This is a genomic window from Candidatus Saccharimonadaceae bacterium ML1 (assembly GCA_030253535.1).
Classification (GTDB): Bacteria; Patescibacteriota; Saccharimonadia; order Saccharimonadales; family Saccharimonadaceae; genus Saccharimonas; species Saccharimonas epibionticum.
This window is the reverse complement of the sequence record CP124550.1, coordinates 426218-453006: the sequence shown is the minus strand read 5'-3', so window position 1 is coordinate 453006 and position 26789 is coordinate 426218. Positions and strand designations below refer to the sequence as shown.

The 26789-nt window shown below is 51.2% G+C and carries 39 protein-coding genes and 2 pseudogenes; 38 read left to right on the top strand and 3 right to left on the bottom strand.

The features are described from left to right. Positions 1 to 283 precede the first annotated feature (283 nt). Complete coding sequence (fusA, locus tag SEML1_RS02400) at positions 284 to 2371, top strand: elongation factor G (protein ID WP_376753653.1); 2088 nt, start codon at positions 284 to 286, stop codon at positions 2369 to 2371. 85 nt (positions 2372 to 2456) lie between these two features. Here fusA and cyaB read toward each other — a convergent pair whose 3' ends face one another. Further along, positions 2457 to 3023 (bottom strand): class IV adenylate cyclase, encoded by a 567-nt coding sequence (cyaB, locus tag SEML1_RS02395; RefSeq protein WP_376753652.1) that lies wholly within the window; start codon positions 3021 to 3023, stop codon positions 2457 to 2459. A gap of 211 nt (positions 3024 to 3234) precedes the next feature. On the opposite strand from cyaB, the gene SEML1_RS02390 reads away from it, so the two are divergent. From SEML1_RS02390 to SEML1_RS02380, 3 genes are read left to right on the top strand one after another with little or no spacing between them, the layout of a single operon-like run. Next, a complete protein-coding gene (locus SEML1_RS02390) occupies positions 3235 to 4056 on the top strand; it encodes a basic amino acid ABC transporter substrate-binding protein (protein ID WP_376753651.1) in 822 nt (273 codons plus the stop codon). After that, positions 4053 to 4754, top strand: coding sequence for an amino acid ABC transporter permease (locus tag SEML1_RS02385; protein ID WP_376753650.1), 702 nt, complete (start codon positions 4053 to 4055; stop codon positions 4752 to 4754). Before SEML1_RS02390 ends, SEML1_RS02385 begins: the two co-directional genes overlap by 4 nt. Further along, positions 4747 to 5472, top strand: coding sequence for an amino acid ABC transporter ATP-binding protein (locus SEML1_RS02380; protein WP_376753649.1), 726 nt, complete (start codon positions 4747 to 4749; stop codon positions 5470 to 5472). The genes SEML1_RS02385 and SEML1_RS02380 overlap by 8 nt, the downstream gene beginning before the upstream one ends. Before the next feature lie 183 nt (positions 5473 to 5655). Here the strand turns inward: SEML1_RS02380 and SEML1_RS02375 are convergent. Then, positions 5656 to 5970, bottom strand: a pseudogene (locus tag SEML1_RS02375) (transposase); the annotation flags it as partial. 1123 nt (positions 5971 to 7093) lie between these two features. Between SEML1_RS02375 and SEML1_RS02370 the strand changes: the two are divergent. From SEML1_RS02370 to SEML1_RS02275, 20 genes and pseudogenes are all read left to right on the top strand, one after another. Beyond that, positions 7094 to 7537, top strand: a pseudogene (locus tag SEML1_RS02370) (Fic family protein); the annotation flags it as partial. A 154-nt stretch (positions 7538 to 7691) separates the two neighbouring features. Further along, positions 7692 to 8876 (top strand): elongation factor Tu, encoded by a 1185-nt coding sequence (tuf, locus tag SEML1_RS02365; RefSeq protein WP_376753648.1) that lies wholly within the window; start codon positions 7692 to 7694, stop codon positions 8874 to 8876. A 613-nt stretch (positions 8877 to 9489) separates the two neighbouring features. Beyond that, positions 9490 to 9813 (top strand): 30S ribosomal protein S10, encoded by a 324-nt coding sequence (gene rpsJ, locus SEML1_RS02360; RefSeq protein ID WP_146425339.1) that lies wholly within the window; start codon positions 9490 to 9492, stop codon positions 9811 to 9813. 148 nt (positions 9814 to 9961) lie between these two features. Beyond that, entirely contained in the window at positions 9962 to 10282 is a 321-nt protein-coding gene (locus SEML1_RS02355) for a hypothetical protein (RefSeq protein ID WP_376753647.1), read from the top strand. A gap of 171 nt (positions 10283 to 10453) precedes the next feature. Continuing rightward, the gene (gene rplC / locus SEML1_RS02350) at positions 10454 to 11071 is read left to right on the top strand and encodes a 50S ribosomal protein L3 (RefSeq protein WP_376753646.1); all 618 of its coding nucleotides are present in this window, start codon (positions 10454 to 10456) and stop codon (positions 11069 to 11071) included. Next, positions 11071 to 11694, top strand: coding sequence for a 50S ribosomal protein L4 (rplD, locus tag SEML1_RS02345; RefSeq protein ID WP_376753645.1), 624 nt, complete (start codon positions 11071 to 11073; stop codon positions 11692 to 11694). The genes rplC and rplD overlap by 1 nt, the downstream gene beginning before the upstream one ends. A gap of 1 nt (position 11695) precedes the next feature. Then, on the top strand, positions 11696 to 12013 hold the full coding sequence (locus SEML1_RS02340) for a 50S ribosomal protein L23 (protein ID WP_376753644.1): 318 nt from the start codon (positions 11696 to 11698) through the stop codon (positions 12011 to 12013). Then, positions 12013 to 12849: a 50S ribosomal protein L2 gene (rplB, locus tag SEML1_RS02335; protein ID WP_376753643.1), complete on the top strand. Its 837-nt coding sequence runs from the start codon at positions 12013 to 12015 to the stop codon at positions 12847 to 12849. Before SEML1_RS02340 ends, rplB begins: the two co-directional genes overlap by 1 nt. Positions 12850 to 12852: 3 nt before the next feature. Then, entirely contained in the window at positions 12853 to 13116 is a 264-nt protein-coding gene (gene rpsS, locus SEML1_RS02330; RefSeq protein ID WP_376753642.1) for a 30S ribosomal protein S19, read from the top strand. Positions 13117 to 13118: 2 nt separating this feature from the next. Continuing rightward, the gene (gene rplV, locus SEML1_RS02325; RefSeq protein ID WP_376753641.1) at positions 13119 to 13532 is read left to right on the top strand and encodes a 50S ribosomal protein L22; all 414 of its coding nucleotides are present in this window, start codon (positions 13119 to 13121) and stop codon (positions 13530 to 13532) included. Next, positions 13532 to 14173 (top strand): 30S ribosomal protein S3, encoded by a 642-nt coding sequence (gene rpsC / locus SEML1_RS02320; RefSeq protein ID WP_376753640.1) that lies wholly within the window; start codon positions 13532 to 13534, stop codon positions 14171 to 14173. The genes rplV and rpsC overlap by 1 nt, the downstream gene beginning before the upstream one ends. Next, positions 14173 to 14586 carry a 50S ribosomal protein L16 gene (gene rplP / locus SEML1_RS02315; RefSeq protein WP_376753639.1) on the top strand — a complete coding sequence of 138 codons (414 nt, stop codon included), beginning with the start codon at positions 14173 to 14175 and terminating at the stop codon, positions 14584 to 14586. Before rpsC ends, rplP begins: the two co-directional genes overlap by 1 nt. Before the next feature lies 1 nt (position 14587). Then, a complete protein-coding gene (rpmC, locus tag SEML1_RS02310) occupies positions 14588 to 14806 on the top strand; it encodes a 50S ribosomal protein L29 (RefSeq protein ID WP_376753638.1) in 219 nt (72 codons plus the stop codon). Further along, positions 14806 to 15132 carry a 30S ribosomal protein S17 gene (gene rpsQ / locus SEML1_RS02305; RefSeq protein WP_146425359.1) on the top strand — a complete coding sequence of 109 codons (327 nt, stop codon included), beginning with the start codon at positions 14806 to 14808 and terminating at the stop codon, positions 15130 to 15132. Before rpmC ends, rpsQ begins: the two co-directional genes overlap by 1 nt. Then, complete coding sequence (gene rplN / locus SEML1_RS02300) at positions 15129 to 15497, top strand: 50S ribosomal protein L14 (RefSeq protein ID WP_376753637.1); 369 nt, start codon at positions 15129 to 15131, stop codon at positions 15495 to 15497. Before rpsQ ends, rplN begins: the two co-directional genes overlap by 4 nt. Continuing rightward, a complete protein-coding gene (rplX, locus tag SEML1_RS02295; RefSeq protein WP_376753636.1) occupies positions 15497 to 15817 on the top strand; it encodes a 50S ribosomal protein L24 in 321 nt (106 codons plus the stop codon). Before rplN ends, rplX begins: the two co-directional genes overlap by 1 nt. Then, a complete protein-coding gene (gene rplE / locus SEML1_RS02290; protein ID WP_376753635.1) occupies positions 15817 to 16398 on the top strand; it encodes a 50S ribosomal protein L5 in 582 nt (193 codons plus the stop codon). The genes rplX and rplE overlap by 1 nt, the downstream gene beginning before the upstream one ends. After that, positions 16398 to 16667: a 30S ribosomal protein S14 gene (gene rpsN / locus SEML1_RS02285; protein ID WP_376753634.1), complete on the top strand. Its 270-nt coding sequence runs from the start codon at positions 16398 to 16400 to the stop codon at positions 16665 to 16667. The genes rplE and rpsN overlap by 1 nt, the downstream gene beginning before the upstream one ends. Positions 16668 to 16685: 18 nt before the next feature. Continuing rightward, on the top strand, positions 16686 to 17087 hold the full coding sequence (rpsH, locus tag SEML1_RS02280; RefSeq protein ID WP_376753633.1) for a 30S ribosomal protein S8: 402 nt from the start codon (positions 16686 to 16688) through the stop codon (positions 17085 to 17087). Between the two features lie 111 nt (positions 17088 to 17198). Then, positions 17199 to 17387: a hypothetical protein gene (locus tag SEML1_RS02275; RefSeq protein ID WP_376753632.1), complete on the top strand. Its 189-nt coding sequence runs from the start codon at positions 17199 to 17201 to the stop codon at positions 17385 to 17387. On the opposite strand, the gene SEML1_RS02270 is transcribed toward SEML1_RS02275, so the two are convergent. Then, positions 17347 to 18291 (bottom strand): hypothetical protein, encoded by a 945-nt coding sequence (locus tag SEML1_RS02270; RefSeq protein WP_376753631.1) that lies wholly within the window; start codon positions 18289 to 18291, stop codon positions 17347 to 17349. The genes SEML1_RS02275 and SEML1_RS02270 overlap by 41 nt on opposite strands. 621 nt (positions 18292 to 18912) lie before the next feature. Here SEML1_RS02270 and rplF point away from each other — a divergent pair. The 14 genes from rplF to rpsI all read left to right on the top strand — a co-directional run bounded on the left by rplF (position 18913) and on the right by rpsI (position 26743). Then, a complete protein-coding gene (gene rplF, locus SEML1_RS02265) occupies positions 18913 to 19449 on the top strand; it encodes a 50S ribosomal protein L6 (protein WP_376754430.1) in 537 nt (178 codons plus the stop codon). After that, positions 19449 to 19802 carry a 50S ribosomal protein L18 gene (gene rplR, locus SEML1_RS02260; protein ID WP_376753630.1) on the top strand — a complete coding sequence of 118 codons (354 nt, stop codon included), beginning with the start codon at positions 19449 to 19451 and terminating at the stop codon, positions 19800 to 19802. Before rplF ends, rplR begins: the two co-directional genes overlap by 1 nt. Then, entirely contained in the window at positions 19803 to 20408 is a 606-nt protein-coding gene (gene rpsE / locus SEML1_RS02255; RefSeq protein ID WP_376753629.1) for a 30S ribosomal protein S5, read from the top strand. It abuts the gene before it with no gap. A gap of 1 nt (position 20409) precedes the next feature. After that, entirely contained in the window at positions 20410 to 20895 is a 486-nt protein-coding gene (gene rplO, locus SEML1_RS02250) for a 50S ribosomal protein L15 (RefSeq protein WP_376753628.1), read from the top strand. Further along, on the top strand, positions 20807 to 22618 hold the full coding sequence (gene secY, locus SEML1_RS02245) for a preprotein translocase subunit SecY (RefSeq protein WP_376754426.1): 1812 nt from the start codon (positions 20807 to 20809) through the stop codon (positions 22616 to 22618). Before rplO ends, secY begins: the two co-directional genes overlap by 89 nt. Before the next feature lie 117 nt (positions 22619 to 22735). Next, positions 22736 to 22960 carry a translation initiation factor IF-1 gene (gene infA, locus SEML1_RS02240; protein ID WP_376754425.1) on the top strand — a complete coding sequence of 75 codons (225 nt, stop codon included), beginning with the start codon at positions 22736 to 22738 and terminating at the stop codon, positions 22958 to 22960. A gap of 71 nt (positions 22961 to 23031) precedes the next feature. Beyond that, the gene (rpmJ, locus tag SEML1_RS02235) at positions 23032 to 23148 is read left to right on the top strand and encodes a 50S ribosomal protein L36 (RefSeq protein ID WP_023794230.1); all 117 of its coding nucleotides are present in this window, start codon (positions 23032 to 23034) and stop codon (positions 23146 to 23148) included. Between the two features lie 2 nt (positions 23149 to 23150). Beyond that, positions 23151 to 23537, top strand: coding sequence for a 30S ribosomal protein S13 (rpsM, locus tag SEML1_RS02230; RefSeq protein WP_376754424.1), 387 nt, complete (start codon positions 23151 to 23153; stop codon positions 23535 to 23537). Positions 23538 to 23555: 18 nt separating this feature from the next. Next, positions 23556 to 23945 carry a 30S ribosomal protein S11 gene (gene rpsK, locus SEML1_RS02225; protein ID WP_376754423.1) on the top strand — a complete coding sequence of 130 codons (390 nt, stop codon included), beginning with the start codon at positions 23556 to 23558 and terminating at the stop codon, positions 23943 to 23945. Beyond that, the gene (gene rpsD, locus SEML1_RS02220) at positions 23945 to 24562 is read left to right on the top strand and encodes a 30S ribosomal protein S4 (RefSeq protein ID WP_376754422.1); all 618 of its coding nucleotides are present in this window, start codon (positions 23945 to 23947) and stop codon (positions 24560 to 24562) included. Before rpsK ends, rpsD begins: the two co-directional genes overlap by 1 nt. A gap of 20 nt (positions 24563 to 24582) precedes the next feature. Next, on the top strand, positions 24583 to 25506 hold the full coding sequence (locus SEML1_RS02215) for a DNA-directed RNA polymerase subunit alpha (protein ID WP_376754421.1): 924 nt from the start codon (positions 24583 to 24585) through the stop codon (positions 25504 to 25506). After that, positions 25507 to 25902: a 50S ribosomal protein L17 gene (rplQ, locus tag SEML1_RS02210; RefSeq protein ID WP_376754420.1), complete on the top strand. Its 396-nt coding sequence runs from the start codon at positions 25507 to 25509 to the stop codon at positions 25900 to 25902. It abuts the gene before it with no gap. Then, positions 25902 to 26339, top strand: a complete 438-nt coding sequence (rplM, locus tag SEML1_RS02205; RefSeq protein ID WP_376754419.1) for a 50S ribosomal protein L13 — start codon at positions 25902 to 25904, stop codon at positions 26337 to 26339. Before rplQ ends, rplM begins: the two co-directional genes overlap by 1 nt. Further along, on the top strand, positions 26339 to 26743 hold the full coding sequence (gene rpsI / locus SEML1_RS02200; RefSeq protein ID WP_376754418.1) for a 30S ribosomal protein S9: 405 nt from the start codon (positions 26339 to 26341) through the stop codon (positions 26741 to 26743). Before rplM ends, rpsI begins: the two co-directional genes overlap by 1 nt. Positions 26744 to 26789 lie beyond the last annotated feature (46 nt).

Genomic DNA, 26789 nt, shown 5'->3' with positions numbered 1-26789 from the left:
TCGTTATCGGGTCTATCACGGGAATAGCGTTTATTGCAGGGATTTGCTTGATTATCTACTTTGCGGTGCGCCGAAAGTCAGCCTTAGCTCCGAGCCAGCTCCCGCCGCAACCGCCATTTCCGCCGCAAAATTGGCCGCCGCAGTATTAGCCGTCTTATGCTGGCGTAAGTCAGGCACTATATTTACAAGAATAAATCTGATATAATAGCCAGTAATAGTAGTTTTTTGGTGGCAAAAAATAGCCAAAAACTCGGATAATATTATTTAAGTTAAAGGAAACCTCATGGCAACGAATGTTCCACTAAAAAACTTTAGAAATGTTGGTATTATTGCGCATATCGACGCAGGCAAAACCACGACGACCGAAGGCATTTTGTACCGCACCGGCATCAATCATAAAATCGGCGAGGTGAAAGGCGACGGCGACGGCGCGACGACCGACTGGATGGCGCAGGAAAAAGAGCGCGGCATCACGATTACGTCGGCGGCCGTGACGTGCTTTTGGAAGGGCCATAAAATCAACATCATCGACACGCCGGGGCACATTGACTTTACCGCCGAGGTGGAGCGCTCGCTTCGCGTGCTTGACGGTGCGGTGACGGTATTTGACGGCAAAATGGGCGTTGAGGCTCAGTCTGAGACAGTCTGGCGCCAGGCGAATAAATACGGCGTGCCGCGCCTCTGTTTCATCAACAAAATTAACCAAACGGGCGGCGATTTTTACAAATCGCTGGAGAGTATCCACACGCGCCTCAGCAAGCAGGCATTTCCGATTCATTTGCCGATTGGGTTTGAGAAGGACGTTTGCGGCGTGGTTGATTTGGTCGAGATGAAAGCTTACACCTACAAGGATTACACCGACCACGAGCTGATTGAAGGCGAAATTCCAGCGGACATGCTGGAAAAAGCACAGAACGCGCGCAGCCTGCTTGTTGAAAATGCCGTTGAAGCCGACGACGACTTGATGATGAAGTTCCTTGACGAAGGCGAGGAATCAATTACGAAAGACGAACTAAAGATGGCGCTGCGCAAGCGCGTGCTGGCGGGAGACTTCTTCCTGGTGACGGGCGGCGATGGCCGCGGTGTGATCGTCGAAAAACTGCTTGATATCATGACGGATTATTTGCCAAGCCCGCTTGATGTCGACGAAATTTGGGGCAAAAACCCGAAGACAGGCGACGAAGTCGGCCGCAAGCCGGATAACAAAGAGCCGATGGCGGCGCTGGCGTTTAAGATTGCCGCTGATCCATTTGTTGGCAAGCTGATCTTTGTCCGCGTATATTCGGGCGTTCTGAAAGCCGGCAGCTACGTGCTCAACACGACAACGGGCGAGAAAGAACGTATCGGGCGTATCGTGCGCATGCATGCCGATAAGCGCGAGGACATTGATTCGGTCGGTGCGGGCGACATCGCGGCGGTCGTCGGTTTGAAGAATACGTACACCGGTAATACATTAGCGGATGCGGCGCACCCGATCGCGCTTGAGTCGATTGAGTTTCCCGACCCGCCGGTATCAATCGCCGTTGAGCCGAAAACGAAAGCCGATCAAGAAAAAATGGGCATTGCTCTGCAGCGCCTCGCGGAGGAAGACCCGACATTCCGCATTCATACCGACGAAGACACCGGCCAGACGATCATGTCCGGTATGGGCGAGCTCCATCTCGAAATCCTCATCGACCGTATGAAGCGCGAGTTTAACGTTGAAGCAAATGTCGGCGAGCCGCAAGTTGCCTACCGCGAAACCATTAAGGGCACGGCGGAGGTGCAGGGTAAGCATGCTAAGCAGTCCGGCGGCCGTGGCCAGTATGGTGATGTATGGGTGCGCTTTGAACCGAACGAAACTGGAAAGGGCTTTGAGTTTATCGACGAAATCAAGGGCGGCGTAGTGCCGCAAGAATATCGCCCGGCGGTGCAAAAAGGTATCGTCGAGACGCTAAACGGCGGCGTCATTGCGGGTTATCCGGTAGTCGACGTCAAAGCCACGCTCTACGACGGTAGCTACCACGATGTTGACTCCAGCGAGCTGGCGTTTAGCTTGGCAGGTAGTCTAGCAGCACGCGCTGGCATCAAGCAGGCCAATCCGGTACTGCTCGAGCCGGTTATGCATGTTGAGGTGACGACGCCAGAAGAGTTTATGGGCGATATCATCGGCGACCTGAACTCGCGTCGCGGTCGTATTGAGGCGATGGAAGACTTGATGGGCGGCGCGAAACTTATCAAGGCGATTGTGCCGCTCGCTAATATGTTTGGCTACACCAGCGACATTCGCAGCATGAGCCAAGGTCGTGCTGCTAGCACGATGGAGCTGGCGCACTACGAAGAAGTTCCGCCGAACGTAGCGCAGGAAATTATTGAGAAGCGCTCAAAGTAACCGCTCATTTTCTGCAGTAATCTGTAAAACCGAGAGATTTATCATATGCCCTCGGTTTTTTAGCTGCATCCATTCTAAACGCGTGCTACGCCTCCATACACATATCGCGATACGGTTTCGTTGCAAGCGGAAACACGTCTACGCCGAGCGATCGTTCCAGCTTATTGATAGTTCGAAGCGCTGCCGCTTTATCCGCAAGCGTTACCTCTGTTTCAATGAATGTCCCGACATCCATGATTTCATCAATCGCGATTACAGCACTGGGATATGTCGCCGAAGTAAATGTGCGCCGGAATTTAGTAACTGTCACTAGCTCTATCATGCCAAGATTTACGAGCAATTGTTTGGCAGTTGCTGTATCGTTTGGCGCGATTGATAGATTTGTCTCCGGTTTCATGATTACGCCATCGTTTGTACTTGTTGCGTGCGATGTTGCCGGTTTATATGTCACCTCGGCAAACCCATCGCGTTCACGCACGCGCAAACACTCAACAGTCTGCATGAAATCAACGTCGGAGCGAGAATAATAGGTATCATTTTCGTGCAACTGGTTAGCCTGTGTAAAACCATGTGCTCGTAGCGTTGCAATAAACGTATCCACATTACCGGTAAATGTGCGTTTGCGTTCGACTTCAATGAGAGGTTTAGTCATTGCGGAGCCTTTCTTAAAGAGGTGTAGTGTCAAGAGTTCTATTCATTATCCCTCTTTTCTAAGTATTATTCAAGTAGTTTATTCAGAATGATTCGACTAGTGCGCCGCGGCTTGCTAAATTATGCCCAGCTCTCAACATTTAGATACTATTAACATTGGCTAGAGATCTAATACTTGCGCTAATCCGTCGATCCGCTTATACTAAATTTATATGCGGTGGGCAGCAAAGCAGAAAAAAGTAGTTGCACGGATAAAATGGCTAACGCTTGGCGCGCTCGTGGCCGCGGCGATCGGCTATATGTATTGGGATACCGAGATCAACCCGGGCAGCGCGCAGCATACCAGCTCGTCGGGCAGCGGGCTTGAGAAAACGCTAATCATGGGCACCGACCCCGGGTTCAAGCCGTTTGAGTACAAAAACGGGCAAAATGTCGTTGGATTTGATGTCGATTTGGTGCGTGAAATCGCTAAAGATACAAACCGCTCGCTACAGATTGAGGAAATATCGTTTGACGGCCTGCTGCCGGCGCTACAGGCAGGGCGGATTGATTTAATTGCTGCCGGCATGACCGTCACGCCGGAGCGCGCCAAAAACGCCGCCTTTTCCACCACCTACTATTCGGCGGCGCAAAGAGTTGTCGTACCGAAAACCGGATCGACGGTCGAGTCGGTCGATGATCTAAAAGGCAAGCGTATCGGCGTGCAGCTCGGTACGACGGGCGACACGCTGGCGCATAAAATCACCGGCGCGTCGGTCGTGCAATTGCCCGCGACATCAAATGTTATGCAAGAGCTGAATGCGCGGCGTATCGACGCGGCGATCATGGACAATGGTCCAGCGACGCAATATTTAGCGACGAATCCGAACCTCACCATGCTGGCGCGCGACTTAACGAAAGAAGATTACGCTATCGCCATCAAAAAGGGTAATACCGAGCTGCTCAAGCAAGTGAACGACAGTATCAAAGCCATGAAGAAAGACGGGCGCTACGACGCGCTCGTCAAAAAACATTTCGGAGCGGCCGCGCCATGAATACATTTGAGATTCTCTTTGGCGGCGAGCGCTATTTATATCTGACGCGCGGACTAGAGGTCACGCTGCTGCTCACGGTGTTTTCGACGGTCATCGGTATCGCTATCGGGCTGGTGATCGCGCTCATGCAGCAATCGCAGTGGCAGCCGTTCAAACGCCATAAACCATCGCGCTTGCAGCGCTGGCGCCCAGTGGCGTGGCTGGCAAATATCTACACCGTCATTATCCGCGGCACGCCGTCGCTCGTACAGCTGCTGATCATGTACTACGTCGTGTTCGGCTCGTACCGCAGCGTGTCGAAGCTATGGATCGCGAGCCTAGCCTTTGGTATCAACAGCGGCGCGTATATCGCAGAGATTATCCGCGGCGGCATTGAGGGCGTCGACAGCGGGCAAGTCGAAGCGGCGCGGTCGCTGGGGCTCAGCCGCTGGCAAACGATGCGCTACGTCGTCCTGCCGCAAGCGCTGAAAACTTCATTGCCGGCGCTCATTAGCGAATTTATCACCTTGCTAAAAGAAACCTCAATCGTCGGCTGGATCGGCATGAACGACCTCATGCGCGGCGCCGATAACATCCGCTTCCAGACTGCCACGGCGTTTGAGTCGCTCTTTGCCGCTGCGCTGTTGTATCTGGGGCTTACGACCATATTCACGCGCCTGATGCGGCGCGTCGAAAGGAGGCTGAAAGAAAGTGATTAACATTGAAAACCTGCACAAAAAATACGGCAAAAACCACGTGCTGAAAGGGATTGATTTGCAAATCGACCAAGGCGAAGTCGTCGTAATCCTCGGCTCAAGCGGCGGCGGCAAAAGCACCTTGCTGCGCTGTATCAACATGACCGAAACGCCGACCAGCGGGCGCGTGTGGGTGAACGGCATCGATATGACCGACCCGCATACAAATCTCAACCAAGTGCGCGCCGACATCGGTATGGTGTTTCAGCAGTTCAACTTGTTCCCGAATATGAATGTCATTGATAACATCATGCTAGCGCTTACGAAAGTGCGTAAGCTGTCGCGGCGCAAAGCGCGCCAAACCGCGCTTGAAGCGCTCGAAAAAGTCGGCTTGCGCGAAAAAGCTAACGAATTCCCCAGCCATTTATCGGGCGGACAGAAGCAGCGCGTTGCGATCGCGCGCGCCATGGCGATGCAGCCAAAGGTCTTACTCTTTGATGAGCCAACTAGCGCCCTCGACCCGGAAATGGTCGATGAAGTGCTAGCGGTTATTCGCAAGCTCGCCAGTACCGGTATTACTATGGTGATCGTCACGCACGAAATGTCGTTTGCGCGCGATGTCGCTTCGCGCATTATCTTTCTGGACGGCGGCAAGATCATCGAAGACGGCACGCCCGAAAAAGTCATCAAGCACTCGCGCCACGCCAAAGTCCGCTCGTTTTTCGAGGCGCTGACGAATTAGCGTAAAAATAGTAAAGAAAATCCTTAGGTTCACCCAACTAACCCGTAAAGTCATAGTAAACCGCAGGAATGCTATTGGGCTGGCGAACAGTTCTGGCTGGTTAGCTCTTGCCATCCATTCTTGGCAAAGAGAGTCTAGCTGTCTCGTCAGGATTCTTCCGCCGAGCAGCTTCCGAGCATGCCGCTTCGTCACGCTCCAGATATTCTCTCCTTGGTTGGTACCGGCAAAGCGCCCTTTGCTATGATTCCAACTCTCATGAGCGTAGCCAAGTAGTTCTAGCTCGTCATACGCCCACCATTTGTCACTCGCCACTAGGCTGCCTGCTACGATGTAGTCCTGAACAAATTGTTCAAGCGGTTGTCTATCCCGGCTGTCGGTAATGCGTAGGGCAATGCGTCCAGTCGTAGTATCTTTAGCACCAACTACGATGTGCTGAGGCTGTTTGGATCGCCTCTTGCCAAAGTAGCTTTCATCTACTTGCACCACACCCTCCAGCATGGCGGTGAGCTTGCTGCTGTCAGGCAGTTGCTTGCGGAATCGGACAAATCAGCGCCGAACAGTAGTATAGCTTACGCCGGCTAATAGGTATGACGTTTCCGTTGAGCGTTTTGTTTGCCAACAGTAGAGCAGGATGAACAGAGCTGCCGGGGACTTAGCTTCATGCCGTATAACCAACTAGCCTGGTAGCTGGTAGGCCGGTATTTCTTGTGGCACAGTTTACACCACAGATATTTGTTGCAATAGTTTTCATGAAGACCCTTATGGCAGCGAGGACACAATACCTCATCGCCGAAGACTAGTTTGTTAAGGATCTGCCAGTATTTCTTATTACTGGCAAACTTTGGTATGGTAGGCATTAGGAACATCTCCTTTCACTTAGTTGCTATTCACTCCTAAGTTTACGGGATGTTCTGGTTTAGGTTAATGGACCCGATATCTCAGGGTATTGTTTTATAGTACAATCTTCCTTACAATAGGAACATAGAGTACGCTTTATGTCCGAGTCTATACGCCATCATCACGATATCGCTGCCGAACAGGATCGAGATCCTGATGATGCAGCACGTGAACTCGGAGCAAGAGCCTGCAGTTTCATATGTCCGTGTTGTCAGACAGAACTTGCCATAAGACAAGATGGTTTGCAAGAGAAACATACACACCGAAGACCTGCCAAAGATAGTATAGACATCATGACCGTAGCAGCAAGCACAAGCGCACCTCTATCGACCACTGAAAGGCGTATCGATCCGCTCGAACGCCCCAGAAGCGCGGAAGAGATTCGCGCCTTTCGAGAACTATTTGCCGAATTCAGGCGTACCGAACCTCGCCGTAAAGAGCGTTTTGCCTATGGTTTTATCCAACGAGGTACCGCAGCTCCAGAAATGCCGAGATACGTGAGCCCCAGCGACAGAAAAGATTAGATTGATCTTTAATTATTTCTAAACAGCTCATTTTTGGTTCACGCTGCTCATATGCCGCTCAGAACATTCCGGCTACACCGTACTCCCAAAGTTTTTGGATGGTATACAGTGTATAGACGGAATGCTGTGGGTCTCTTGTAAATGAATCCCCGGGATGCATAAGAACACTGGACTCGTTTACTCAAAAATGAGCAGTATATGGTAATGGAAGAATGAGTAGGATACTGACGCTTCTTTTACTTTATAAGTTCGGTTACTTCGTTGGAAGGTATATCAGTATAGAGATGCTCATTGAAGAAAGTAAAAATTCTTATTATGAAGAATTACAGAACTCCAGTGAAAAGTGGCATACTGGAGAGAATAATGAACTTCCGTTTGTAAAGTATATGCTTGTAATTTTACTAAAGGCATATAAAGAATGTGATGACAGATTTAATCTTATTGGAAAAGAAAAATTAACTTCACCGGAAAGAGTATTTTCTGTTATTTAAAAATCATTAGAGCCACTTTCCAAAAAAGATATTATGATTATTTGTCCGGATATATCACAAAGGACAATAGAACGAGCTTTAAAAGAACTACAGGACAATGAAAAGATAAGGCAAGTAGGTAGTGGTCGTTCAACAAAATATATTAAGAGATAGGCTGCAGTAAGACAGACCAGCAGTGTTTACATAATTGCCGTCTTCCACTATAATTATAGGCAACGCGCGACGTGTTTTGTCTGAGGTGCTTTAGTATCTCGGCGGCAGCTCGCGTCGTGAATATCATCAATATTAAGTTAGGAGAAATACCTCTATGGCAGACTTTGACCGTTCAAAGCCTCACATCAATGTCGGTACCATGGGTCACGTCGACCACGGTAAAACGACTTTGACCGCTGCGATCACTCATGTGCTCGCGAAGCGTCTTCCCAGCGACGTGAACAAAGCGCGCGATTACGCCGACATCGACAACGCGCCTGAAGAAAAAGCGCGCGGCATCACTATCGCGACTTCGCACCAAGAGTACGAGAGCGAGAAGCGCCACTACGCGCACGTCGACATGCCGGGCCACGCCGACTACGTTAAGAACATGATCACCGGCGCCGCACAGATCGACGGCGCGATCCTCGTGGTCGCTGCCAACGACGGCCCGCTGCCGCAAACGCGCGAGCACGTGCTGCTGGCTCACCAAGTGGGCGTGCCGAAGATTGTCGTCTTCCTGAACAAGATGGACTTGGCAGACCCGGAATTGGTCGAATTGGTCGAAATGGACGTTCGCGAACTACTCACCAAGAACGGCTACGACGGCGACAACGCGCCGATCATCAAAGGCTCGGCGACCAAAGCGCTTGAGGGCGACAAAGAGGCTGAAGACGCAATCATGGAATTGGTCAAAGCGATGGACGATTACTTTGAATTGCCGAAGCGCGATTTGGATAAGCCGTTCTTGATGCCGATTGAAGACGTCTTCTCAATCAAGGGCCGCGGTACAGTCGCGACAGGGCGTATTGAGCAGGGTGTCGTAAAGATTAACGACCCAGTAGAGATCGTTGGTTTGAAACCGACGCAAAGCTCGGTCGTCACTGGTATCGAGGCGTTCAAAAAGACGCTTGACCAAGGCCAGGCTGGCGACAATGCTGGACTGCTGCTGCGCGGTATTGAGCGCGAGCAAATTGAGCGCGGCCAGGTGATCGTGAAACCAGGCACGCTGACGCCACACACCGAATTCGAAGCTGAGGTGTATATCTTGAAGAAAGAAGAGGGCGGACGCCACACACCGTTTAGCAAGGGCTACAAACCGCAGTTCTACTTCCGCACAACGGACGTGACGGGCGAAGTTGAGCTGCCGACCGACAAAGAAATGGTCATGCCTGGCGACCAGGTGACATTTAAGGTCAAACTGCTCGCACCGATTGCGATGGACAAAGGTCAAGACTTCGCGATCCGCGAAGGCGGCCGCACCGTCGGTGCTGGTGTCGTCACCAACATCATCAAGTAGCCGATCGCTACTTTTGCAACAATACCCCGCTTGTGTAGGCGGGGTATTTTGGTTGTATTATAAAAATATGAAGATTATACCGTAGATAGTCAAAACCCCGTCTCCTAGCAGGAGCGAGGCTCGACTGCTAGGAGACGGGGTAGATCTTACTTGCACTCAGGACTGTCAGGGACGGCTGTAAGGCCACCCCGGCGGTCACCCTCAAACCAGTAGATGAGGGTCGTACCGTCGCATCGCTTATAAAAGCTAAAGACGTTGTTGTCAGGAAATACTCTGACTACCCCCTCTTTAGGGTTGTCACTAGCACCCCCCCCTCTGAAACGGATCGTTATCACACGCCACCGTTCCGCAAGTAAGGACAATAACAAAGAAGGCTGCAAGCATTCTCTTAAACATGATTCCTCCCAGAACCACTCGCGGCTATCGCCGAGTGCGATATACCTGTATATGTTATTGTATCATAAATTTGCATACGTAAACTAGCTGTAGGTTTGCCTTGTGCGAGAAATCATGCTACAATTACACAGTAAATCATAAATCGCTCTGCGATAACTCGGCCAGACGCTAACAAAACCGATTCGAGCCGAGGTTACGCGGGAGCAAAGGAGTAATTATGGCAGACGCCAACAACCAGGGTCTGAAGATCCGCATCCGCCTCAAGGCATACGACCACAAACTTATCGACCAGTCGGCGAAGCAAATCGTTGATACAGCGATCCGTACCGGCGCGACTGTTGCTGGTCCTGTGCCGTTGCCGACGCGCCGCAGCACCTACACGGTGGTAAAGAGCCCGCACGTATATAAGACGGGCGGCGAAGCATTTGAGATGCGCGTGCATAAGCGCCTAATTGACATCTCAAACGCTAGCCCAAAGACTATTGACAACTTGCAGAACTTGTCGCTGCCGGCTGGCGTCGATGCAGAGATTCGGATGTAATTCGGGCGTTCTATCTCAAAATAGCCTCGTCAAACGCGGGGCTATTTTTGTAGGTAGAATATGCACTCCATGATATATTTACGATAATTTTTACCCGAGCCGGTGGCAAATTAGTCGTTAGCTATGCCGCATATGCTATACTGATGATATGTCACGCAAACACAAACAACGCACCTACGCGCGCAACCGCATATTTAGCCGCCGCGGCAACGAAAAACTGCAAGAACCGGACAGTTCGTATCTGTTAAAGTTGGTAATCGTAGCGATACTGGGTACGTTGTGGCTGAAGTTCCGTACACCAGCCAGCGCGGGCACGGTAGTGGTCAATGCATTGCCGGTCGGGTTGGCGGCAGGCGTGCTGCTCGTGCATTGGCTGGAAACATCGCCGATGAACCGCAAGATTTGGTACGCAACGCTGCTGATTATCGCAATTGTGAGTTATTTTTTGCCGGCGGGAATCGTCATTTAGCTTGCTTTTTAGCGCGCTGCTTGTAGAGAAAACCTCTTGACTTAGCCCCCTATAACATGCTACGCTAGTAGATGTAATTTATTACGTAATAATAACTTGACTCGCGCGAATTGGTAAGTCCTTTCCGGATACTGCCAGCCGCCGAGGCTTTTAAATGGGAGCAAGAGGGCAATGAAAGCACTTCTCGGTACCAAGATTGGTATGACCCAAATCATCGGCGAAGACGGTGTTACGACTCCAGTGACACTGATTCAAGCCGGACCTGTGACTGTGACTCAGGTCAAGTCTGTCGAGCGCGACGGCTATAACGCAGTCCAGGTTGCCTATGGTGAGGGTAAGAACCTGAGCAAGGCCGTGGCTGGTCATGTGAAACCAGCTAGTGTAACCCCGAAAGAGATTCGGGAATTTCGTGTCGACGACCTGGGCGGGGTAAAAGTCGGCGATACGTGGAATGTTGCGGAGTTTGAGCTCGGCGACATAGTGGACGCGACCGGTATCAGCAAAGGCAAAGGTTTTGCTGGAACGATCAAGCGCCACAATTTCAAACGCCACCGCAAAACGCACGGCGGCAAGGGTAATACGCGCAAAGTCGGTTCGATCGGCAGCATGTATCCGCAGAAAATTTTTAAGGGCAAGCGCATGCCGGGCCACATGGGCGCAGAGCAGGTAACGGTGAAAAACCTGAAAGTCGCCTATATCTCGGTAGACGACAATTTGATTGGCGTTAAAGGTGCAGTACCAGGTCCGAAAAAAGGCTTAATTAAAATTAAACTAGGAGGTGCTAAGTAATGGCTGAATCAACCAAGCCAGCAAAAGCAGCCTTGCCGAAGGAAGTGTTCGGGGTTGATGTGCCGAACCACGAGCTATTGAAGCTCGCGTATGACGCGTTCCTTGCGAACAGCCGCCAGGCAAGTGCGACCACTAAAACGCGCGGTGAAGTACGTGGTGGTGGTAAAAAACCGTGGAAGCAAAAAGGTACCGGGCGCGCCCGATTTGGTAGCACGCGTAACCCGATTTGGCGCCACGGCGGCATCGTTTTCGGACCACGCGGTAACGAAAACTACAAGCTAAAGCTATCAAAAACCAGCAAGCGCGTGGCAATACGCCAAGCGTTGACGCTGGCGAATGAAGCGAAAAAAATCACCGTCAGCGACATTAAAACAACCGGCAAGACCGCCGAAATCGCAAAGTTCATTGCTGACAAAAAATTCAAACGCGACCGCCGCGTTCTGCTCGTTGTTGACGAGAAAACGCCGGAATTGATACGCGCGACGAATAATCTACAGAGTGCCCTCTTGGTTCGCGCGCAGTATCTCAGCGTGTATTACGTGCTAAACGCCGATCAAATTATCATGACGCCAGCCGCTGTGAAGGTGGTTGATGCGTGGCTCAATCCGAAGGAGGACAAGTAATATGAAGTTGATACTCGTCACTCCGCGCGTGAGCGAAAAGGCGTATCGCTTGGTCACTAGCCAGAATACCTACGTATTTGATGTGCCGATGAGCGCGAACAAAAACGAAATCAAAGCAGCCGTTGAATCGCAATTCGACGGCACGAAAGTCGCAAAAGTAACGACGCTTGTCCAAAACGGCAAGTCGATACGCTACAGCCGCGGCAAAAACCGCTATCCGGGTACAACCTCGCGCCAGGGCAGCAAAAAAGCCTACGTTACACTCAGCGAAGGCAAAATCAAAGTATTTGAACAAGAAGAAGTCAAGGAGGAGAAGTAATGGCGATTAAAGCATACAACCCAACCACTCCGGCTCGTCGCGGCATGACTTCGCAGGATCTGAGCGACATCACAACCCGCAGGCCGCTGAAAAGCCTGGTGAAAGCCGGCAAGCAGCGTGCGGGACGTAACAATACTGGTAAGATTACGGTGCGCCACCGCGGTGGCGGCGTGAAGCGGCACTACCGTTTAGTAAATCACCGCATGCCGGCTGGCATGACGCTAACGGTGGAAGAAATTGAATACGATCCAGGTCGCAGTGCGCGCATTGCCCGCGTGAAAGACCAGCATGGTTTGTACCATTACATTCTTGCCGACACGCAGATGACAAAAGGTGCAGTAGTTAAAACTGGCGCCGAAGCACCAGTTGAAGCAAGCAACCGCTTGCCGCTTGCAAATATTCCGGTCGGTTCGCAGATCTATGCGATCGAAATTAACCCAGGCAAAGGCGCACAAATGGTTCGCTCAGCTGGTACAAAAGCACAGCTCATGGCGAAAGAAGGCAACTATGCGATGGTACGCATGCCGTCTGGTGAAGTTCGGCGCTTCCGTTTGGAATGCGAGGCGTCGCTTGGCGTCGTCGGCAATGTACAGCACCAGAACGTCAAGCTGGGCAGCGCTGGCCGCCGCCGCCGTATGGGCTGGCGTCCGAGCGTGCATGGTAAGGCGATGAACCCAGCCGATCACCCAATGGGTGGCGGTGAAGGCAAGACTGGTCCAGGCCGCATTCCGAAAACGCCATGGGGTAAACCGGCGATTGGATTCAAGACTCGCCGCCGTAAATCAACTAACAAGATGATTGTCCGCAGTCGTCACGAAGCTAAGAGGAAGAGGTAATCTATGAGTCGATCACTCAAAAAAGGTCCATTCGTCGACTGGAAGCTTGCCAAAAAAGTGAAGGCGCTGAAAATTGGCGATCGCACCGTTATCAAAACATGGGCGCGCAGCAGTACAATTACGCCTGAAATGGTTGGTTTTACTTTTGCAGTACACAATGGGCGCGTGCATGTGCCAGTGCTGATTAGCGAAAACATGGTCGGTCACAAGCTTGGCGAATTCTCGCCGACACGCAAGTTCCGTAAGCACGGGGGCAAGGAGAAGTAGCCATGGCTGAAGCAGAAGTTTATACTGTTCGCGCTGAAATTCGCGATGTTGACCAAACGCCGCGCAAAGTCAGTCTCGTGGCTGCGCTCGTACGCGGTCGTACCGTTGCCGACGCAGTGGTGATTTTGGATCACACGCCGAAACGTGCTGCGCTTGCGGTGAAGAAAGCGATCCAATCGGCTGCCGCTAACGCGACGAACAATCATAATTTAGACGCCAAGAGTTTAACGATTAGCACGCTCAGTGTTACTGCTGGTCCGCGTTTGCGCCGCTACAAGCCGGCAAGCCGCGGCCGCGCATTGCCGTTCGCTAAAAAATCAAGCCACATTCTCGTTGAGGTCTCAGGCGTTGAGAAAGTTATTAAAAAACCAGCAAAGAAAGCTGAATCAAAAGCAGCAAAAGAGGAGAAGAAATAATGGGTCAGAAAGTTAACCCGATCAGCTTCCGCCTTCAAACCAGCAAAAACTGGAATTCGCGCTGGTTCGCCAGCAAGAAAGATTTCGCGGTTTGGCTGGCAGAGGACGGTAAAATCCGCGATCTGATCGAAAAGCGGTTTGCATCGCGCCCGACAATTGCGAACGTCGAGATTGAACGCAGCGCTAATCTCGTCACGGTCACAATTCATACAGCGAAAGCCGGTGTGGTAATAGGCCGCGGCGGTGCGGGCATTAACGAGCTGAAAAAGGTAATTGAAAAGGTCGTGAGCCTGCCGGTTCGTATCAATGTTGAAGAAGTTCGCCGTCCGGAATTGAACGCCAAGCTCGTTGCTGAAAATATCGCGCATCAGTTAGAACGCCGTGCGAATTTCCGCCGCGCAGTTAAGATGGCAATTCAAGGCAGCCGTAATGCTGGTGCGAAGGGTATCCGCGTTGAGGTGGCCGGTCGCTTGAACGGCGCCGAGATGAGCCGCCGCGAGAAATTTATTGAAGGTTCAGTGCCGTTGCACACGCTGCGCGCCGATGTTGATTTTTACGCTGCGCGCGCGCTTGGTCCAAACGGTACAGGGATCATTGGCATCAAAGTTTGGATTTACAAGGGTGAAAGGAGCACGAAGTAATGTTATTACCGAAAAAAGTTGCTCATCGTAAAGTCCGAATTGGTAAAAACCGCGGCAACGCAACGCGCGGCAACTACGTCGCATTTGGCGACTACGGCTTGCAGAGCCTCGACAACGAGCGCATCACCAGCCGGCAGATTGAGGCCGCCCGCCAAGCAATGACGCGCCACGTTAAACGCGGCGGCAAAATCTGGATTCGTATTTTCCCGCATACGCCAGTCACCAAAAAAGCTCTCGGGCTAAAGATGGGCGGCGGCAAAGGCAATCCGGAGTATTACGTCGCCAAGGTCAAAACTGGCACAGTTATGTTTGAGATGAAGGGCGTTAGCGAAGATGTAGCCCGCGAAGCGATGCGCCTCGCCGGCCACAAATTGCCTGTCCGTGTCCGATTCGTAAAGCGGGAGGAGGTGTAGCATGGCAGATACGAAAAAAACTGCTAAAAAAGCCGATGTCGTGAAAACGATTGACGAGCTGCGTGCTGAGCTCGCAACTAAGCAGCAGGATTTAAACGATTCTCGCCGCTCGCATAAAGCTGGCGAATTAGTCAACCCGCGCGTACTTGGACAAATTCGCAAAGAAATCGCGCGCTTACATACCGCGATTCATGCCGCAGAATTAAAGGAGGAACAGTAATGGCGAAGACACTGACTGGGGTCGTGATATCCGACGTCGCCGACAAAACCATCACCGTCGCCGTTATTTCGCGTGAGACGCATCCGATTTACAAGAAGCAGTATACTGTGACTCGTAAATATGCGGCGCACGACGAGAATAACGATGCTCGTAAGGGTGACACGGTGCGGATTGTTGAAACTCGACCCATCTCGAAGCGTAAGAGCTTCACACTTGATCGTATTGAGAAGCGCTCAGTTGGAAGCGTTGAGTTGAAAGAAGAAGTAAACGCTGAAGTTAGCGACAAAGTTGACCACGATCACGACAGCGAGGAGGATAAAGAATGATCCAGCAAGAAACTCGTCTGCATGTTGCTGATAACAGCGGGGCGAAATCAATTTTGTGCATTAAGGTCTTGGGCGGAACGCGCCGCCGTTACGCGCGCGTTGGCGACATTATCGTCGCGAGCGTGAAAGACGCCAGCCCGACCGGCAACGTCAAGAGAAAATCTGTCGTGAAAGCGGTCGTCGTACGCACGCGCGATCAGATTCGCCGCAAGGATGGCAGCACGATTTGCTTCGATGACAATGCTGCGGTTATCATTAACGACGACAAAACGCCAAAAGCGACGCGCGTATTTGGTCCTGTGCCGCGCGAACTACGTGACATGGGCTACGGTAAAATTATCAGTTTAGCACCGGAGGTACTATAATGGCTCAGCGTATTCGTAAAGACGACACGGTCAAAATCATCTCCGGCGCGCACAAAGGCACGACCGGCAAGGTGCTCGCTGTCAACCCAAAGGATGGTACGGCGCTCGTTGAAGGCGTCGGCTTGGGGCACCGCCACGTCAAACCGAATCAATTGAATCCGCGTGGCGGCAAGAAGGATATCCATAAGCCAGTGAATCTATCCAAGCTTGCGCTGGTTGTTGATGAGAAATCTGGCAAAACTAGCCGCGTCGGCTACGTCGTGAACGACGGCGCTAAGACGCGCGTGGCGCGCCAATTAAAGAATAAGGAGATTAACTAATGGCAGAGACGAAACAAACCGCCGTTTACACTCCTCGTCTGAAAGCCTTGTATAATGATACGTACACGAAGGAACTGCAGACCGAACTGAAGCTCGACAACGTGAATCAAGTTCCGCGGCTCGAGAAAATTGTTGTGAGTGTGGGAACAGGCAAAAGTAAAGACGATAAGCGTATGCTTGCCGCCGTCAAGAATACATTGATGCGCGTGACAGGACAGGCGCCGGTTGAGCGGCTCGCGAAAAAATCAATCGCGACATTCAAAATACGCAAAGGCATGGGCGCGCCAATCGGCGTGATGGTCACATTGCGCGGCGCTCGCATGTACGAGTTCCTTGACCGCTTAGTGAACGTAAGCTTGCCGCGCGTACGCGATTTTCACGGCGTCGGCAGCAAATTCGACAAAGGCGGCAACTACAACCTTGGCATCACCGACCAAAGTATCTTCCCGGAATTAACGTTTGAGGAAACGCAGCTTGTACATGGCATGCAAGTTACTTTTGCTATCAAGAACGGTAGCAAAGAAGCAAGTCGCGCTCTACTCGAAAAGTTTGGCGTACCATTTGAAAAGGAGGCGAAATAATGGCGAAGAAATCAATGATTGCACGCGATAAAAAACGCCTGGCTTTGATCGAAAAATTTAGCGAAAAGCGTGCCGCGCTAAAAGCGGAAGGCGATCTCGACGCTTTGCAGAAATTACCGCGCAACTCAAGTCCGTCGCGCCGCAAAAATCGCGATATGCTTGATGGTCGTCCGCGCGGCTACATGCGCCGGTTCGGTATGAACCGCATCCGATTCCGCGAAGAAGCAAGCAAAGGCAACATTCCTGGTGTCACAAAGAGTAGTTGGTAAGGAAAGGAGAACGAAGATATGTCACTACAATCAACTGACCCGATCGCGGATCTCCTGACCCGCATTCGTAACGCTGCGCTAGTCGGCAAAACGGAGATTCGCGTACCGACCAGTAAACTGAAAAAAGTTGTTGCTGAGCAGTTGGTGAAGAACCACTACTTGGCTGGTGTAAAAGTTGAGGACGGCAAGCCGCGCGGTACGCTCGTCGTAAAACTTGCAAAAGATGGTGAGAACTGTCCGATCACGGAAATTACACGTGTTTCCAAACCTGGTCGTCGTGTTTATACTGCTGCAAGCGATATCCCAAAGGTTAAGCAAGGCCGCGGCATCGTGCTTGTCAGCACGAGCAAAGGCGTGATGACTGGCGCCGAAGCTGTCAAGGCGAAGCTTGGTGGAGAGGTACTGCTAAAAGTTTACTAAACTAGCTGCTTTGATAGCTGCTATAAAGACCATAAAGCCTCTGCTCTTTGAAGTGGAGGCTTTACAATATTTAGCGTGATACATCTGAGGATAAGAAGGACAAAGGATAATATGATTTCTATTCAAAGTATAGCGGCGATAACAGACGGCGACGTAGGACTAGTTGCGGCACAGACTTCTCGCGAAAAATCAGTACGCACGGGAGCGCGGGAGCTAGCAGGTTTGCGGTATGCGGAGCATGTCATTCAACAGCAAAATTCTACGGCTTCCAGTCTGGGCGATGTGCGTTCAACTTTGTAATTACGCCATTAATCAAGTCCTGCTCGTCAAAACCGGCGTATGCCAGAGTCGTGAGCAATTGAATTTGCGTATCAACGATCTCAGACAATAGCGTCTCGGGGTTCACCTTCTGCTCTTTCCATTGGCGTCGCGGTAATTCCCGGACAACTTCCCACGCTTCCTCTTGTGTATGATAGGCAAACGCTAAACAGGCTTTCCAATTGCGTTCAAGCGGTTCCATATAGCCTTTATCGACGCGAGCCTGTTGCGCTTTGAGTACCTCAGAAAAGAGCGATACCGTCTGCTCGACACCGATTCGATGGTATAAAATTGCACGTATAATACCTACGTATTGCAAGCGTTTTTTAAGTACGGCAGTCTCGCGCTCAGTCGTTAGATTCTCGCTAAACAGTCCAGACAAATTATCGGTCACTAGATGAAGGTAGCTAAACGATAAGCCAAAATCTTTCGCCGCCTTTGCCGCCCAGCCGATTTCAGGATCGACAAACCGATATGTATCTTTTACTTCGTTGTACCATGCAGCGGTTTCATCTAATACGGACGGAAGCGTGTAGTGCGCGCCTTCAACCGCCAGCGGGGAATTTTTGAAAAGATTATTCCATGTTATCAGCGAACCATCAACGTATGAAGAGTTGCCGGTAGCAATCGTCGCATTTGGAGTATCCGATTGCGCAAGTGAACCGAGCTTGCCAGCATAAATGACCGTCGAACAATATCTCGAGAGCGCTTCAACAACAGAATAAATAATATTGCCCCAATAACTAAATGCTACGCCAATAAACGCAACTTCTTGCCCGTTGATTGTTTCCGTTTTCCATTTCACGTCGTCATTGCCGCGCCATTCTTGACCGCCGGGAGCGAGTGCTTCAACGTATCCCAGTAGCGCTACATCGCACGCCGGCATATCGTCTGGAAGAAAAGGTACTCTTAACGGCAATCAATCCATAGAGCGGCTAGATACATATGCGATTCCGACTTAGAATTTGCATGTAGATCAGTTGCGTGATATAATTAAGCTTATTGCTGCTGACCGGTAGCGATGTTTTTTGAGAAAAAGGTGATGCTCCATGCGCTATTCTCGTGCAACTACTACAACAACCGAAATGGTTGTTGTTTCCGACGTACCCCCCTGTTACAAAGGAAGCTATTGCTGCCATTGCCAGGATGGTTGTCAACGAGGCGATAGTTGGCACGGTGTGCCTTACTGATACCGAGTTCAATTGTATTAGCATTTGGCGCTTGCCTTGCTGGTGTCGTCTGCGCGATTCTGTACCCACAAGACGATAACGCCACTGGCGACAGGAGCAGCCTCTAAAATCGGTCACGCCAAAGCCCAGGGGGCGTATAATCCCTGGGCACTTTTCACGCCAAGCGCCAAGTGGTTCAGCTTGATTTGGTATACTCTTATTACACTCTTATTTTTGATAAACTCTGATTCACATGACATTTTAGCACTTGCGGCGCACGTACGGATATGCTACAATAACCAAGTTACTTAAAATCTAACGAAAGGTGAGACATGAGTCTGAGTCGAATCGGAAAACTGCCGGTGATTATTCCGGCCGGTGTGACAATCACGGTTGACTCTGGCGATGTAACGGTCGAAGGCCCAAAGGGTAAACTCGTCCAGTTCATTACGCCAGCTGTCGATGTGAAAGTCGAAGACGGACAAGTCACGGTTCATCCCAAAGATGAATCGAGGCAAGCGCGCGCTCAACATGGGTTGATGCGGGCGTTGATAAACAATATGGTCGTGGGTGTAACGCAGGGTTACGAGCGGCGCCTAGAAGTAAAAGGCGTCGGTTTTCGCGTATCGTCTAGCAACAACGAGCTGACGATGAGCCTTGGTTTCAGCCACGAAGTCAAATATAAAGCGCCCGAAGGCGTGAACGTGTCTAACGAAAAGATGGTAATTGTCGTCAGCGGTATTGATAAGCAAAAAGTCGGGCAAACGGCGGCAGAGATCCGCGCGCTTAAGAAACCGGAGCCATACAAGGGCAAGGGTATCATGCATCTCGGCGAGCAAATTTTGCGCAAAGCAGGAAAGGCTGGTAAGAAATAATGAGTAATCTTGCAAAGAAACTGTTGAACCGGAGCTTGCGCAAGGCGCGTGTGCGCGCAAAAGTAAATGGCACGGCGGAGCGCCCGCGTTTGAGTGTGACGATTAGCAATATGCATGTATCGGCACAGCTGATTGACGATGCGACTGGCGCGACGCTTGCTGCCGCCACGACGGTCGGTACGAAAATATCGGGCACGATGACTGAAAAATGTGCAGCTATCGGAACGGATATTGCGAAAAAAGCCAAGAAAGTTAAGATTAACGCAGTCGTCTTTGACCGCAACGGGCGCCAGTACGCTGGTCGTCTGCAGGCGCTTGCTGAGGCTGCACGCAAGGAAGGATTGGAGTTCTAAATGGCAGAACAAGCTACAGAACAAACCACGCCTCGCGCTGACCGCGGACGCGCTTCGCGCGGCGGTCGGCAGAGTCGAGGTGGTCGCCGCGATGACCGGCGCAACAGGCGCGATGATGCGCCGAAAGAATTTGAGGAAGTGGTAATCAATATTGACCGCGTGGCGCGCGTCGTGAAAGGCGGTCGTCGTTTCCGATTCAAGGCGCTCGTTGTCGTAGGTAATCACAAAAATAAAGTCGGCGTCGGCGTTGCTAAGGGTGCAGACGTGCAGGCGGCGATTGCGAAAGCGACGGATGTCGCCAAGAAGCACTTGATTACGATTCCAGTCGCGAACGAGACGATTCCGCACGACATGGAAGTTAAATTGAGTGGCGCCCGCGTGCTAATTAAACCGGCAGCGCCTGGTACGGGTATTATTGCCGGCGGCGTGGTGCGCGCTATTATCGGCGTTACGGGTATTCGCAACTTGCTTTCAAAGTCGCTTGGCAGCACAAATAAAGTGAACATTGCTTACGCGACGATTGAAGCGCTCAACAGCCTGGTGCCGCGCGAGCAGTGGCTCGGCGTCAAAGCGGGCGCGAAAGCGAAAGCCGGAGAGGAGGAATAGTATGACGAAATACAACGAACTCCAAGTTAACAGCCATAAGAGCCGCAAGCGCGTCGGACGCGGTATTTCGGCAGGCGGCGGTAAAACTGCTGGCCGCGGCACGAAAGGCCAAAATGCTCGCACCGGCAAGAAGCTTCGCGCGATGTTCCAGGGCGGGCAGAATGGCATCGTGAGCGCCGTGCCAAAAGCGCGCGGGTTCAAGAGTTTGCGCGCGCCGGCGCAAGTCGTGTACTCAGACCGCCTGAATGGGCTGAAGGGCGAAGTCGATAACTTCGCGTTGTACGAAGCGGACTTAATTATGACGCCGTTCTACACTGTGAAAGTAATTTCGCGCGGCGAATTAACCGCAAAAATTACGCTGAAGACGCAAGGCGCATCAAAGAGCGTAATCGCAGCGCTTGAAAAAGCCGGCGGCTCATTCGAAAAAGTCGCCGCGCCGTTGCAAAAATCAGCCAAAGAAGCTGAGGCGGAAGACGAAGCAAAATAGCGATAATCCGTTTGTCGACATTACAGAAGCGTTCCTGGTTTCTCGGGGGCGCTTTTTTGTTAATTATAATTATATTTCCAGCGCCGCGCCAATGGCTGCGATATGGATATGGATGTCGCCTGCCGAAATCAATATGTCGACAATGCCGCTCGCGCTGCGTACGTCGTCTAGCAATCCCGCGCGCTATCGTGTATACTATGGGGAGTTATTTATTGTAGAGACAGAGGGTTGTAGTATGAATTGGAGAATTATTGTCCGCTCGCTCAAAAACCGAGATATGCAAAAGCGCCTGGGGATTGTGTTTGGCTTGATTGTCGCGTTCCGGTTTTTGGCGCACGTGCCGGTGCCGCTTGCGAATCCGACGGAACTAAAAAGTATTATTGAAGGCGTAGTGAGCAGCAGCGACTTTGGCGGCTTTTTGAATCTAATGAGCGGCGGTGCGCTGAGCCAAATTTCGATCGTACTTGTTGGTATGAGTCCGTTTATCACTGCGAGTATTATTACGCAGCTGCTAACGAAAGCGATTCCGAAGCTTGAGGAGCTGCACAAAGATGGCGAGTCTGGACGGCGCAAGATCCAGCAATGGACGCGTATCGTGACGGTGCCGCTGGCTATTGTTCAATCGATTGCGTTCGTGTACATTCTACAGCAATCAGTACTAGCTGGATCGACCACCGGCAGCGCGCAGTCCACGCCATGGCAATGGGTAATCGCTGTCACGTCGATGACCGCCGGCTCGGTGCTTTTGATGTGGCTCGGCGAATTAATGACAGAGCAGGGTATTGGCAATGGTATTTCGCTTGTAATTTTTGCCGGCATCATCAGCCAGTTGCCGACAACATTTGGTACGCTGATTAGCTCGTTATTCTCGACGGCAAAAGGGCAGCTTAGCATGTTTGGTTGGTTTAATGTGCCGGTAGACCCGACGACATTTTGGCTCGTCCTGGCGATTGGCATTATTGGGCTGCTCCTGTTGTATATGCTCGTGAAAATTAACGAAGCGCAGCGCGTCATTACTATCAATTATGCTAAGCGCGTGGCGGGTAACACGAGCTATGGCGGAGTCAAGAGCATTTTACCTGTCAAGCTTATCGCTGCGGGCGTGATTCCGGTTATTTTCGCCGTTGCATTCCTCAGTTTGCCGGCGTTTGTCGGGCAAGTTATGAAAGTGATGCCGGGTGCTAATGCAACTGTCGCGAACAACCTGGTTAAGTGGTTTCAGTCGCCGACCGCTAAAAACTTTGCTAATGGCGACTGGACGGTGATGATTTATCCGGTGTTATACTTTTTGCTCGTCATTGCGTTCACTTATTTCTATACCGGTATCGTGTTTAATGCAAATGAAATCGCTGAAAACTTGCAGAAGCAAGGTGGCTTTATCGCGGGTGTGCGTCCTGGTGCGACGACTGAGAAATATTTGAGTACGACCGTCAACCGCTTAGTGCTGTTCGGCTCAATTGCGCTGGGTATTATCGCGATTATGCCATTTATTATGGATTATATTTTTGCGCAGCTTGGGCTGAATATCTCGAATTTATCAATCGGCGGTACAGGACTGCTTATCGTCGTGACGGTTGGGCTTGAAACATTGCGCCAGGTCAATTCGCGGGCGTTGATGGTCACGTATGACGACTTTGATATTGACGAACTTGGCGGCAGCAATACAAAAAAGCGCCGCTTGCCGAAATTGAAATTCAGCAAATTTCGCCGCGCCAAAGCGTAGTAGCCTCTTACTGTACCGGGCGGGTATATGCACGCGAATCGACGCGATACAGGCGATTCCTCTCGCAACCTATTTACTTTTGTTATAACCTACGCTATAATAGTGAGCTGTATATCTATGGCGAGTTCCAAGGAAGTTATTAAATTGCGCGGTAAGGTAGTGGAAGCACTGCCTAATACGCAATTCAAAGTAGAGTTGGAGAACGGCCTAAGTATTATCGCTCACATTAGCGGCAAAATGCGCAAGCACTACATCCGCTTAGTCCCAGGCGATACCGTGGAAGTCGAGTTAACCCCGTATGATCTCACCAAGGGTAGAATCGTATTCCGCGCACGTGATTAATAACCGAAATCCGACCTGATATCATCGGATTTCATTAATGCAGGGTTTTTCCTGAAGGAGTTTGTACGCTCATGAAAGTTCGTGCGAGTGTCAAAAAAATCAGCCCTGATGATCAGCTGGTTCGGCGCAAAGGCCGTCTCCGTGTCATCAACAAGAAAAAACCTAAGAATAAGCAAAGGCAGGGTTAAGCATGGCTCGAATTGCTGGGGTTGTTATCCCCGACGATAAGCAAGTGCAGGTGTCGCTCACGTATATTTACGGGATCGGACCGAAGTTTGCACGGGACATCCTTGCGGCGGCAAAGATTGAGCCGACCACTCGGGTGAAGGATCTCACCGAGGCTGAAGAGCAGAAACTTCGCGACATTATCGACAATGATTATGTGACCGAAGGCGATCTGCAGCGCCTGGTGACAAATAATATTAAGCGTCTGAAAGACATTAATGCCTACCGCGGCTTGCGCCACAAGGCTGGTCTTCCGACTCGCGGTCAGCGTACTCGTACGAATGCACGGACTCGTAAGGGTAAGGCAATCGCCGTGGGCGGCGCACAACCAAAAGCAGCAAGCAAGACTTGATGAGGAAGGATTAGATTTATGGCAGAAGCAAAATCTTCAAAGAAAAAGCAGCGCCGATCTGTTCCGAACGGTCAGTTGCATGTACAAGCAACATTTAACAATACAATTGTGACATTTGCAGATAGTAAGGGTAATGCGCTTACTGCGTCGAGTGCTGGCGCGTGCGGTTTCCGCGGCAGTAAAAAAGGTACCGCTTATGCTGCGCAAATCGCTGCCGAAAAAGCGGCTGAAGCAGCCAAGAGCGGCTACGGCTTGCGTACGGTCGATGTCTTCGTCAAAGGCGTTGGTTTGGGCCGCGATGCGGCGATTCGTGCACTCAGTACGTTTGATATCACAGTTAATAGTATAAAAGACGTGACCGGCGTTCCGCACGGTGGTGTCCGTCCGCGAAAGGCAAGGAGGGCGTAATGGCGCGAGATAGAAGCCCAATAGTGAAGCAGAGCCGCCGCGAAGGCGTTGCGCTTCATCCAAAAGCGCATAAGATTCTTGCGCGTAAAAGTGGTATTCCGGGCGAGCACGCTCATGGACGCCAAGGCAAGCAGAGCATGTACGCTACGCAGCTGCGTGAAAAGCAGAAAGTGCGCCGCATGTATGGTTTGCTTGAAAAGCAATTCGCAAAGTTGATGAACGAAGCGGTTCGCAAGCCGGGACTCGCTGGTGAAAACCTACTGAAATTCCTGGAGTTACGTTTAGATAATGCTGTATATCGCGCTGGTTTCGCGACGAGCCGCCGCCAAGCGCGCCAACTCGTGAGCCACGGGCATTTCGAACTCAATGGCCGCCGCGTTGATATTCCGTCGATTCGCGTTAAAGCCGGCGATGTCATTACCGTTCGTCCAAAAAGCGTCAAATCGGGCTACTTCACGAACATAAACGATATCTACAGCAATACGTCGCAAGTTCCGCTCAGCTGGTTGACGGGTGATGTTAAAAAGCTGAAGATTGAAATCACTGGCGCGCCGAAGCGCGAGGAAGCCGAAGCAGATATTAATGAGCAGCTAATTGTTGAGTATTACTCACGCTAAAAAGGGTAAGGAGATATAAAATGTCTAAAGTAATTCACAATCCAGCACTTGCTCAGATTATTGATAATAGCGAGTTTTCGAGTACGTTTATTGTTGAGCCTCTGCACGTCAATTACGGCAACACGCTCGGTAATAGCTTGCGCCGCGTGCTGCTTTCAAGCATCCGCGGCGGTGCCGTCGTGGCATTTCGCATCGAGGGCGCAACGCACGAGTTTACGACCGTTCCGGGCATCAAAGAAGATGTCGTCGACATCATGCTAAACCTCAAAGGCGTGAATTTCCGCATTGCGACCGACGAGCCTGTTGAGCTGCGCCTCGAAAAGCATGGCGCGGGTGAAATCACTGCCGCTGATATTCAAGCGAACGCTGATGTTGAGGTAATGAATCCAGATCATGTCATCTGTACTGTTGACGATGACAGCCGAACGACCGTTTTCGATCTCGTGGTTGAATCTGGACGCGGCTACCAAACGATTGAAGAATCAAGCGAAAAGCGTTTGCATAGCGATATGATCGCTGTCGACGCAATGTTTAGCCCGGTGACACGCGTGCGGTTTAAGGTTGACCCGACCCGCGTTGGTCAAGAGACGAACCTTGACAAACTGGAGCTTACGATCGAAACCGACGGCTCGCTCACGCCGCGCGAAGCGTTTGAGGAAGCTGCCGCAATTTTAGTAAACCAATATAGCGCGCTGGCGGGCAGTACGAAAGTTGAAGCCGCACCGGCGCTTGGCACTGAGGCTAAAGACGACGTAGACGAGCTTGACCGGTCAATTGAAGACCTAGGCTTGAGTGCTCGTACGGTAAACGCGCTTACTAACAATGGTATCCGCACAGTTCGTGACTTAGTCACGCTCAGCGAGCAAGATCTGCGCGAACTCAGAGGGTTCGGCAGTAAAGCGCTTGACGAAGTTAAAGATAAATTAGCAGAATTGGAGCTCTAAATGCATCGACACGGATATAAAGGGCGCAAGTTTGGCCGCGAACGCGATCAGCGCAGAGCGCTCCTGAAAGGTCTAGCGACGAGCTTGGTGATGGAGGAGCGGATCGAAACGACGCTGCCAAAAGCCAAAGAGCTCGTGCGCTATATTGAAAAGTTAATTACCAAGGCGAAAAAAGGCGACCTTGCAAACCGCCGCGCGGTTATCGCCGGACTCAGCACGCAGATTGCTGCCGTCAAATTGGTTGATCAAATCGCGCCGCAGCTAACTGGCCGCACCAGTGGTCATGTTCGCGTTGAGCGCACGCGTTTACGCGTGGGCGATGGTGCTCAAATGGCGGTTATTGAGTTTGTCGACGAGCTGAAAGACATGCCGAAGCCAGATAAGGAGGCGAAGTAATGGTAGATCGCACCTACAGTCAAAAACCAGCTGATGTCAGCCGGCGTTGGGTTTTGATCGACGCTAAAGACGCAACGCTTGGACGCTTGTCGACCGAAATTGCTAAGTATCTAATTGGCAAATACAAGCCGACCTACACGCCGCATGTAGATGGCGGCGACTATGTCGTTGTCATTAATGCCGCCGAAGTGCCGGTAACAGGCGATAAAGAAACCGACAAAATGTACTATCGCCACAGCGGATTTCCGGGCGGGCTTAAAGAAGCGCAGCTTAAAGAGTTGCGTGAAAAGAGTCCGGAAAACATCATTGAACTTGCGGTTAAAGGTATGCTGCCGAAAAATAAGCTCGCGGCAGGTCGCTTAGCTCGCCTGAAGATTTTTGCTGGAAGCGAGCACGCGCACGCTGCGCAAAAACCAGAGAAAGTAGAGGTTAACTAATGGCTATGAACACTGCACCATATGACTATGGGCTAGGCCGGCGCAAAAGCGCAACAGCGCGTGCCCGCCTAACTGCCGGCAAAGGCAAGGTGACGATTAACGGCAAATCTGCCAGCGATTACTTATCGGATAATAAAACGCTGCTCGCTGAAATCACCGATCCGCTTGCGCTCGTTGGCAAGCAAAAGGAATTTGACGTCAGCGTGCTTGTAAAAGGCGGTGGTCTAAGCGGACAAGTTGATGCAATCAAGCAGGCAATTGCTAAAGCGATTACCGTCAGCGCACCAGACTTGCGTGCTCCGCTGAAAAAAGCCGGTTTCATGAAGCGCGACCCGCGCGAAAAGGAACGCAAAAAATACGGTTTACGCAGCGCCCGCAAGCGAGAGCAGTACTCAAAGCGCTAAAGTATTTTCCGCGCTGCTTTATTCGGCAAACTTACGAAAAAACCGC